The sequence below is a fragment of the Polaromonas sp. P4_F4 genome, assembly GCF_056401355.1.
The window spans coordinates 22,822-30,159 of record NZ_JBFUJO010000038.1; the positions used below are offsets into that span (position 1 = coordinate 22,822).

The 7,338-nt window shown below is 65.1% G+C and carries 6 protein-coding genes; 2 read left to right on the top strand and 4 right to left on the bottom strand.

Translation table 11 applies throughout. The features are described from left to right. Positions 1–505 precede the first annotated feature (505 nt). Positions 506–1,063 (top strand): hypothetical protein, encoded by a 558-nt coding sequence (locus tag AC1DUR_RS24350; protein ID WP_477722271.1) that lies wholly within the window; start codon positions 506–508, stop codon positions 1,061–1,063. Positions 1,064–1,225: 162 nt separating this feature from the next. Here AC1DUR_RS24350 and AC1DUR_RS24355 read toward each other — a convergent pair whose 3' ends face one another. The 4 genes from AC1DUR_RS24355 to minC all read right to left on the bottom strand — a co-directional run bounded on the left by AC1DUR_RS24355 (position 1,226) and on the right by minC (position 5,081). Continuing rightward, positions 1,226–2,926, bottom strand: a complete 1,701-nt coding sequence (locus AC1DUR_RS24355) for an ABC1 kinase family protein (RefSeq protein ID WP_477722272.1) — start codon at positions 2,924–2,926, stop codon at positions 1,226–1,228. A 147-nt stretch (positions 2,927–3,073) separates the two neighbouring features. Continuing rightward, the gene (minE, locus tag AC1DUR_RS24360) at positions 3,074–3,334 is read right to left on the bottom strand and encodes a cell division topological specificity factor MinE (RefSeq protein WP_477716721.1); all 261 of its coding nucleotides are present in this window, start codon (positions 3,332–3,334) and stop codon (positions 3,074–3,076) included. Positions 3,335–3,338: 4 nt separating this feature from the next. Beyond that, complete coding sequence (minD, locus tag AC1DUR_RS24365) at positions 3,339–4,157, bottom strand: septum site-determining protein MinD (protein ID WP_477716722.1); 819 nt, start codon at positions 4,155–4,157, stop codon at positions 3,339–3,341. Positions 4,158–4,283: 126 nt separating this feature from the next. Beyond that, positions 4,284–5,081: a septum site-determining protein MinC gene (minC, locus tag AC1DUR_RS24370; protein WP_477722273.1), complete on the bottom strand. Its 798-nt coding sequence runs from the start codon at positions 5,079–5,081 to the stop codon at positions 4,284–4,286. A 393-nt stretch (positions 5,082–5,474) separates the two neighbouring features. Between minC and AC1DUR_RS24375 the strand changes: the two genes are divergently transcribed. Then, positions 5,475–6,641: a metallophosphoesterase gene (locus AC1DUR_RS24375; RefSeq protein WP_477722274.1), complete on the top strand. Its 1,167-nt coding sequence runs from the start codon at positions 5,475–5,477 to the stop codon at positions 6,639–6,641. Positions 6,642–7,338: the final 697 nt, after the last annotated feature.

Here is a 7,338-nt window from a genome sequence, read left to right on the forward strand (position 1 = left end):
ACAGCACTGTCTGCGGCGGTGCGCCTACTCTCGCAGTGAATTAGAAATGGAATAAGAGCCTGAAGCCATTGTCTGGCAGTCGCCCGTGCTGGCGACGCTGAAGCCGTATGGCGGGGACCTGATGGTGACGTAATTGCCGGCGCAGCAGAAGCTCTAGTGTGGTGTTGCGGCGGCAAAAGCGGGCTTGCGGGTGTTTCGCTTGCTGACATGCGATACATCCGGGCGGCAGCGCTGTTTCACATGATGAAGATTGTTTGATTAATGAGCGCTCACTTACTCTACAGGTGCCATGAAACGGTAATTGCGCATCGACTTACAAAGTCAACGAAGCCGACACCTCAAGAACAATTCCACCGGGGAAGATGAATGTCTGTTCAATCCACAGGAGCTTCATTCAATGACTCGATTTCAAAACTTCCCTGCCCAACTTCCTTCTACTCCCTCTACTCGCCCTTCCCGCCCTACTCGCACCGCTCGTCCGCGGATGCTGCGGGCCATTCCGTCGATGGTGATTTTGACCACCGCCATGGCGTGGGGCGCGGCCTCATATGCTGGCGTGCCGGGCCTTGATGGCGCATTGGCCGGCCAGGGCGGCCTCATCGTTGCCGCGGGCCCCTCAGTCGGGGTCGGCGTGGGTGCGGGCGCAGGTGCTGGGGGCGGTGTGAGTGTAGGCACCGTGGGGGTAGGCGCCGGTGGTGGTGCCAACACGGGTGTCACGGTTGGCGGCGGAACCGCCAATAAGGGCTTGGGGCTTGATACCGCCGCGCAGGCGGGCGCCAACCGCAACGTCACCGCCGAAGAGCGCGCGGCAGCCACGGCGGACGCTGACGTCCGGGCGGGCGGTGCGGTGAATGGCTCGGGCAGCACGACAAGCCGCGCAGGCGTGGTGCTTGACGATGCCAAAGGCGCCGCCCGAGCCACGGGCAGTACCGTGAGGAAAACGGGCCAGGGCATCACTCGCGGTGTGACCAGCGGCGCGCAAGGCGCAGGCAGTGTGGATGCGGCGGCGGGCGCTGGCGTGAACGCCAGCGGGGGCGTTGCCGGCGGGGCTGTCAGCCGTTAAACCACTAAATAGTTAAACCGGGTTGATGTGAAGCGCGGCCAATGCCGCGCCCAACAACCCTTGCATCCCAGGAACACCCGCCTCCAAAGGCGGGTGTTTTTTTATGCGTTTGTCATGCGCTTGTCTCCAGCGATCGCAGCGGCCGCCGCGCCGGTTGCCGGCTCAGGCGTCGTCGTCCTGCGGCCGGCTGCTGCGCCAGATGGCGCGCACCAGCCACAAGGCGCAGGCCACCGCGCCGCAAAACCCCAGAAAGCCAAAAATCGGCAAGCCGAACAGGGTGGGGCCGCCCCGCACGGTCATCACGATGGATGAGCCGATGATGAGCGCGGCGATCACCATGGCCATGGCCAGGCGGTTGGCCGCGCGGTCCAGCTGGTCGCCGACGCGCTTGAGATGGGCCACGTCAATGCTCACCCGGAGGTGACCACGGCGCGCATTGCGCATCAGGCGCGACAGATCGTGCGGCAGCTGCTCGGCCAGCCTCAGGGTGCGCAGCAGTGCCTTCCAGCCGCGCGCGGCGATGGCCCCGGGCTGGTAGCGCGCACGCGCCACCTCGTGCAGCAGGGGCAGTGCTTCGGTCGCCATGTGAAAGCCGGGGTCCAGGCCGCGGCCCATGCCATCCAGCGAGATAAAGGCCTTGATCAGCAGGGCCAGGTCCGGGGGCAGGGTCAGGCGGTGCTCGCGCAGTATCGTGGTGACGCTCGCCAGCATGCCGCCGAGGTTGAGCTGTGCCAGCGGCGTTCCATGGTACTGGTCGACAAAGGCCTCGATTTCGGTTTCGAGCTGCGAGAGGTTCTGGCCGTGGTCGTCGCCGGCCCAGTCCAGCAGCACGGACGCCACGGCCTGCGCGTCGCGCGTCACCAGGCCCAGCAGCAGCTGCAGCAGTTCCTCGCGCCGTTGCGGCGACAGGCTTCCGACCATGCCGAAGTCGATGAATGCCAGGCGGTTGCCCGGCAGGTAGAACACATTGCCGGGGTGCGGGTCGGCATGGAAAAACCCGTCTTCCACGATCATTTTGAGCACAGCCCGGGCGCCGCGCTGCGCCAGAACGGTGCGGTCGAAGCCGGCATCCGTAGGCAGCAGGTCGAGCCGCTCGCCGGGGATGCCGTCGACGAAGTCCTGGGTATTGATGCGCTCGCTGGTGTAGGCCCAGTGCACGCGCGGAATCACCACATGCGGCAGTAGCGCGAAGTTGTCGGCCACGCGTTCGGCGTTGTGGCACTCGGCGGCCAGGTCCAGTTCGCGCCGCAGTGAGCGCGCGAACTCCCGCACCAGCTGGCGCGGGTGGTAGGGCTTGAGGGAGGCCATGTCGGCCTCGGCGATGGCGGCCAGGCGGTCCATCAGCCGCAGGTCGGCCTCGATCACCTCGCGTATGCCGGGGCGGCGAATCTTGACGACGACTTCGCTGCCATCGTGAAGTTGCGCGCGGTGCACCTGGGCAATGGAGGCGGCCGCCAGCGGCTCCACGTCAAAGCGGGCAAAGATGTTTTCGGGCTCGTCGCCCAGGTCTTCCCGCAGCTGCGGTCGCAAGTCGTCGAGCGGCACGGCGGGCACCTGGCTGTGCAGGCGCTGGAGTTCGGCAATCCATTCGGGGCCGAGCAGGTCGGCACGGCCGGCCAGGATCTGCCCGAGCTTGACGAAGGTGGGCCCCAGCTCCTGCAGCGCCAGGCGCACCTGCACCGGCGGCTCGAGGCGGGCGAGGTCGGCGGCATGCTCCCACTTGACGATGTGGCCGGCACGTTCGAGCCGGTCGGCCAGCCCGAGGCGGCGCACGGTGTCGCCCAGGCCGTGGCGAATGAGCACACCGGCTATCTCGTTGATGCGACCGATTTCGCGCGCCGCGCCCAAGGTTTCGAGCAGCATGGGCCGATGATAGCGCCGCGGCCCGATTGGGCCCTTGATACGGCGCAAACGGCCTGGGGCCGGGCCCTGGGCGCCTGCGCCAGCCGGTGACGCAAGAGTCAGGGGCCGCCCGCGCCTACCGCGCCTGTCGTGCCTACTTTTTTGTGCCTACTTTTTGTCCGGCAGCTCGATCTTCACTTCGAGCACATCGAGGTTGTCCTGCCGTTCCAGGTGGAGCTTGATGTCGTTGGGGTTGATGTGGATGTATTTGGCGATCACGGCGATCAGGTCGCGCTGCAGCGCCGGCAGGTAGTCGGGCTTGTGGCTGCGGCCGGTGCGCTCGTGCGCGAGGATGATCTGCAGCCGCTCCTTGGCGACGCTGGCGGTTTGTTTCTTTTCACCGAGCAGAAAGGACAGGAATGAAGCCATCGCGTCACTTTCCTCCAAACCAGCGTTTCAACAGGCCGGGCTTTTGCGCGTCGATGAAGCGCAGCGGCTTGTCCTTGTCGCCCAGGAAGCGGTCGACCACGTCCTTGTAGGCTTCCGACACATCGCTTCCGTGGATGTGCACGGCCGGCACGCCCTGGTTGGAGGCCTGCAGCACGGAGTCGGACTCGGGAATCACGCCAATCAGCTTGATGCGCAGGATGTCCTTGATGTCTTCGAGCGAGAGCATCTGCCCCTGGTCGACGCGGCTGGGGTTGTAGCGGGTGATGAGCAGGTGCTCTTTGATGGGGTCGCCGCCGTCAATTGCGCGCTTGGTCTTGCTGGAGAGCATGCCGAGGATGCGGTCGGAGTCGCGCACCGAGGACACCTCGGGGTTGGTCACGACCAGCGCCTCGTCGGCAAAGTGCATGGCCAGCAGCGCGCCGGTTTCAATGCCGGCGGGGGAGTCGCAGACGATGTATTCGAAGTCCATGGTGGCCAGGTCCTTCAGGACTTTTTCCACACCGTCCTTGGTCAGCGCGTCCTTGTCGCGGGTTTGCGAGGCGGCCAGCACATAGAGGTTGTGGCACTGCTTGTCCTTGATGAGCGCCTGGTTGAGCGTGGCTTCGCCGTGGATGACGTTGATGAGGTCGTACACCACGCGGCGTTCGCAGCCCATGATGAGGTCCAGGTTGCGCAGGCCGACGTCGAAGTCGATCACTGCGGTTTTGTGGCCGCGCAGGGCCAGGGCGGTTGCAAAGCTGGCGCTGGTGGTGGTTTTGCCCACGCCGCCCTTGCCGGAGGTGACCACAATGATTTTTGCCATTCTTGAATATCCTTTTGAAAACGGTAGAGATGCGGGCCGCAGCGGCTAATGCCCGGCCACGTTGTGCCAGGCGATGTTATCCGCGGGGCGTGACGGGCGTGACGGGCATGAGCGAGGCGGCGCCATTCAGGCACCCATGACGGTCATGACCAGTTTGTCGCCTTCGCCGTCCGGGCCGGGCACCAGCCGCACCTGCGTGGGCTGGCCCGCCACGCCGGGCGGCAGCGGGTGCTCGCTGGTGCGGTAGACCCCGGCAATCGACAGCAGCTCGGCTTCCAGCGCCAGCGAGAAGATGCGGGCGTCGGTGTTGCCGCGCGCGCCGGCCATGGCCTTGCCGCGCAGCGGTGCATACACATGGATGTGGCCGTCGGCAATGACTTCAGCGCCGGCATTGACCATGGCCAGCACCACCAGGTCGCGGCCGCGCGCATAGACCTGCTGGCCCGAACGAAGCGGCCTGTCGATCACCAGTGCGCCGAGCGGCGCTGGCGCGGGTGCTTGCGCTTGTGCGGGCGAGGCGGGGTGTTGAGGTGCGGATGCGGCTGGCGCAGGGGCTGCGGCGGCTCGGCTGCCCATCAGCTGCGCGTCGGGCACCGGCAGCAGGCCGGCCTGCAGCGCTGCGGCGGTCTGTGCGGGGGTGCCACCCTTGACGGCAATCGGCACCAGCTGGTAATCGCCCAGCAGCGTGATGAGCGCGGGAAAGTCGACGTCGCTGTTGCCGGCGTGGGCTGTTGCCGCCAATGGCGACAGGTCGATCAGCAGGGCGTCCTGGTCAAAAAAATCCGGAATGTCGCCGAACCGCGATGCCAGATCGCGGGACAGCGCGCCGAGGTCTGTGGTTTTGAGCAAGAGCGCCACCAGGGGCAGGTTGGCGCTTTTGATTTCAAACGTGGCGGGGGCGGTGGCCTGGAGGGCAACAGTCATGGGCTGGTGATGGGACGGGGAAGATAGGGCATAGGGACGGCAGTGAGCAGGCAGGACCGGGGCGCAGCCGCGAACAAGGCGAGGGGTGAGGGCGGAAAGCGACACCGACGACAGGAAAGTGGTGAGGTTAGCGTGAAACCCGTGAAATCCACCCGCACGGTTTGTCGCACTTGTGAGCGGATGAAACGCCCGGCGGCCTTTGGCGGCTCTGGCGGGAGGCTGCAGGCATGGTCCAGGCATTGAATGCAGGCCGGCGGAGCCCATATAAAAAGAATTGGTGATTGTAGCCATCGGCTGGACCTCATCAGGACATCACCAAGACATCATCATCAGTTACAACCCGCACGCACCCCGCCGTTACTCCGCAATCACTTACCTCACCGAACAACATTTATGAACTTCTTGCCGCTGGCTGCCGTAGCCGCCTTGCTTCATGGCTATATCGGCATCCGCCTGGTGCCGGGGCTGTCGGCCTTTCCCGTGGCGCAGTTCCTGATGATGGGCGTGTTGTTGCTGTCGGCGCTGCTGATGCCCTTGGGCCTGATGGCCCGGCGGGTGGCCAAACCGCCACTGGCTGATGTGCTGAGCTGGTTGGGCCTGCTTTGCATGGGGCTGTTTTCGTCGCTATTTGTGCTGACGCTGCTGCGCGATGCGGCCCTGCTGGTGCTCTGGCTGGGCAACCTGCTGGTGCCCGGCTTGCTGCCGCTGGCCGAGTTGCGAACGGTGTCTGCCGAAGCCGTGCCGTTGCTGGGCCTGGTGGTCACGCTGCTGGGTTTTCTGAATGCCCGGCGCACCGCGGCGGTGGTGCGGGTGGATGTGCCCATCAAAGGCCTGCCCGCCGCATGGCACGGCTTTACCGTGGCGCAGATCAGCGACATCCATGTGGGCCCGACCATCAAGCAGCGCTATCTGAACCGCATCGTGGACAAGGTCAATGCGCTGGGCGTTGACGTGGTGGCCATCACGGGCGACCTGGTGGACGGCAAGGTGAGCGAGCTGGCGGCGCACGTCGCACCGCTGGCCCAGCTGCAGTCACGTCACGGCACCTACTTTGTGACGGGTAACCACGAGTACTACTCGGGCGCGCAGCCGTGGATTGACGAACTGCGGCGCCTGGGCCTGACCGTGCTGTTGAACGAACATGTGGTGATCCGCCAACCCGGCTCTTCGAGCGAGACCGGCGAGGCCAGCGGGGCGCTGGTGCTGGCAGGTGTGACCGACTACAGCGCGGCCCACTTTGACCCGGCGCACCGCAGCGATCCCGTGGCGGCGCTGCGAGGTGCACCACCGGCCGCCGTGCGCGTGTTGCTGGCGCATCAGCCACGCAGCGCCGAGGCGGCGGCCAAGGCCGGCTTTGACCTGCAGCTGTCGGGGCACACGCATGGCGGGCAGTTTTATCCGTGGAACCTGTTTGTGCGGTTTCAGCAGCCATTCACGGCGGGGCTGCACAAGCTGCACAACCTGTGGGTCTATACCAGCCGGGGGACGGGCTATTGGGGGCCGCCCAAGCGGTTTGGGGCGCCTTCGGAGATTACGTGGTTGCGGTTGGTGGCGGCTTAGTTTGTCTAGATTGCTATTGAATTAGTAGCTTTTTGGCGTTGCTGAGGGCGGCTGGCCGGGGGGAGCCCGGCGGCTCGTCACTTTATTTTGCTTCGCCAAAATAAAGTAACGGCGGTCTCAAGGAGCAAGTGCAACACCTGCGGTGCTCGGTCCAGGCGGGGTCTCGCTCGAACTCGCCTGCGGCTCAGACAATCGCGATCCCTGATCCGCCTGGCCCTGCGCTCCTCGGCGCAGTCAGAAGGGGGGTGGTTCGGGTTCGGGGTCAGCCCCCACCCCAACCCTCCCCCAGCGGGGGAGGGAGTGAGGTATCGGTGTGTTCGGTGGTTTTTGAATTTTTGTCAGCCCCGTCCTGGCTGGGCCGAGCAGCGCAGATGGAGGCGGGATCAGGGCCGCAGTTGTTTGAGCCGCAGGCGAGTTCTGCGGACCCCCGCCGGAGTCGAGCAGCGCAGGTTGCCCGTAGCGAAGCGAAGGGACCCAGACTGCGGGTCGCCTTTCTTTTCCTTAGGTTTCTTTGGCGAAGTGTATGGACAGGAGACATGGGAAACAGGTGTTCGGAGACATAGGAAACACTTTGCCCGGTTAGTTGGAATCGAGGATGGTGTTCATGTTGATGCGCATGAAGTGATGATGGCAGAAGAAAGCATCGAAGCAACCATCGGCCCGGGGATCTGCCCTGAACGCGATGGGCAGTCGGTGC

Excerpts from the sequence above, each read along its gene's own strand:
- AC1DUR_RS24350 (WP_477722271.1), top strand. The coding sequence starts at position 506 with ATGGTGATTTTGACCACCGCCATGGCGTGGGGCGCGGCCTCATATGCT.
- AC1DUR_RS24355 (WP_477722272.1), bottom strand. The coding sequence starts at position 2,926 with ATGCTGCTCGAAACCTTGGGCGCGGCGCGCGAAATCGGTCGCATCAAC.
- minE (WP_477716721.1), bottom strand. The coding sequence starts at position 3,334 with ATGGCTTCATTCCTGTCCTTTCTGCTCGGTGAAAAGAAACAAACCGCC.
- minD (WP_477716722.1), bottom strand. The coding sequence starts at position 4,157 with ATGGCAAAAATCATTGTGGTCACCTCCGGCAAGGGCGGCGTGGGCAAA.
- minC (WP_477722273.1), bottom strand. The coding sequence starts at position 5,081 with ATGACTGTTGCCCTCCAGGCCACCGCCCCCGCCACGTTTGAAATCAAA.
- AC1DUR_RS24375 (WP_477722274.1), top strand. The coding sequence starts at position 5,475 with ATGAACTTCTTGCCGCTGGCTGCCGTAGCCGCCTTGCTTCATGGCTAT.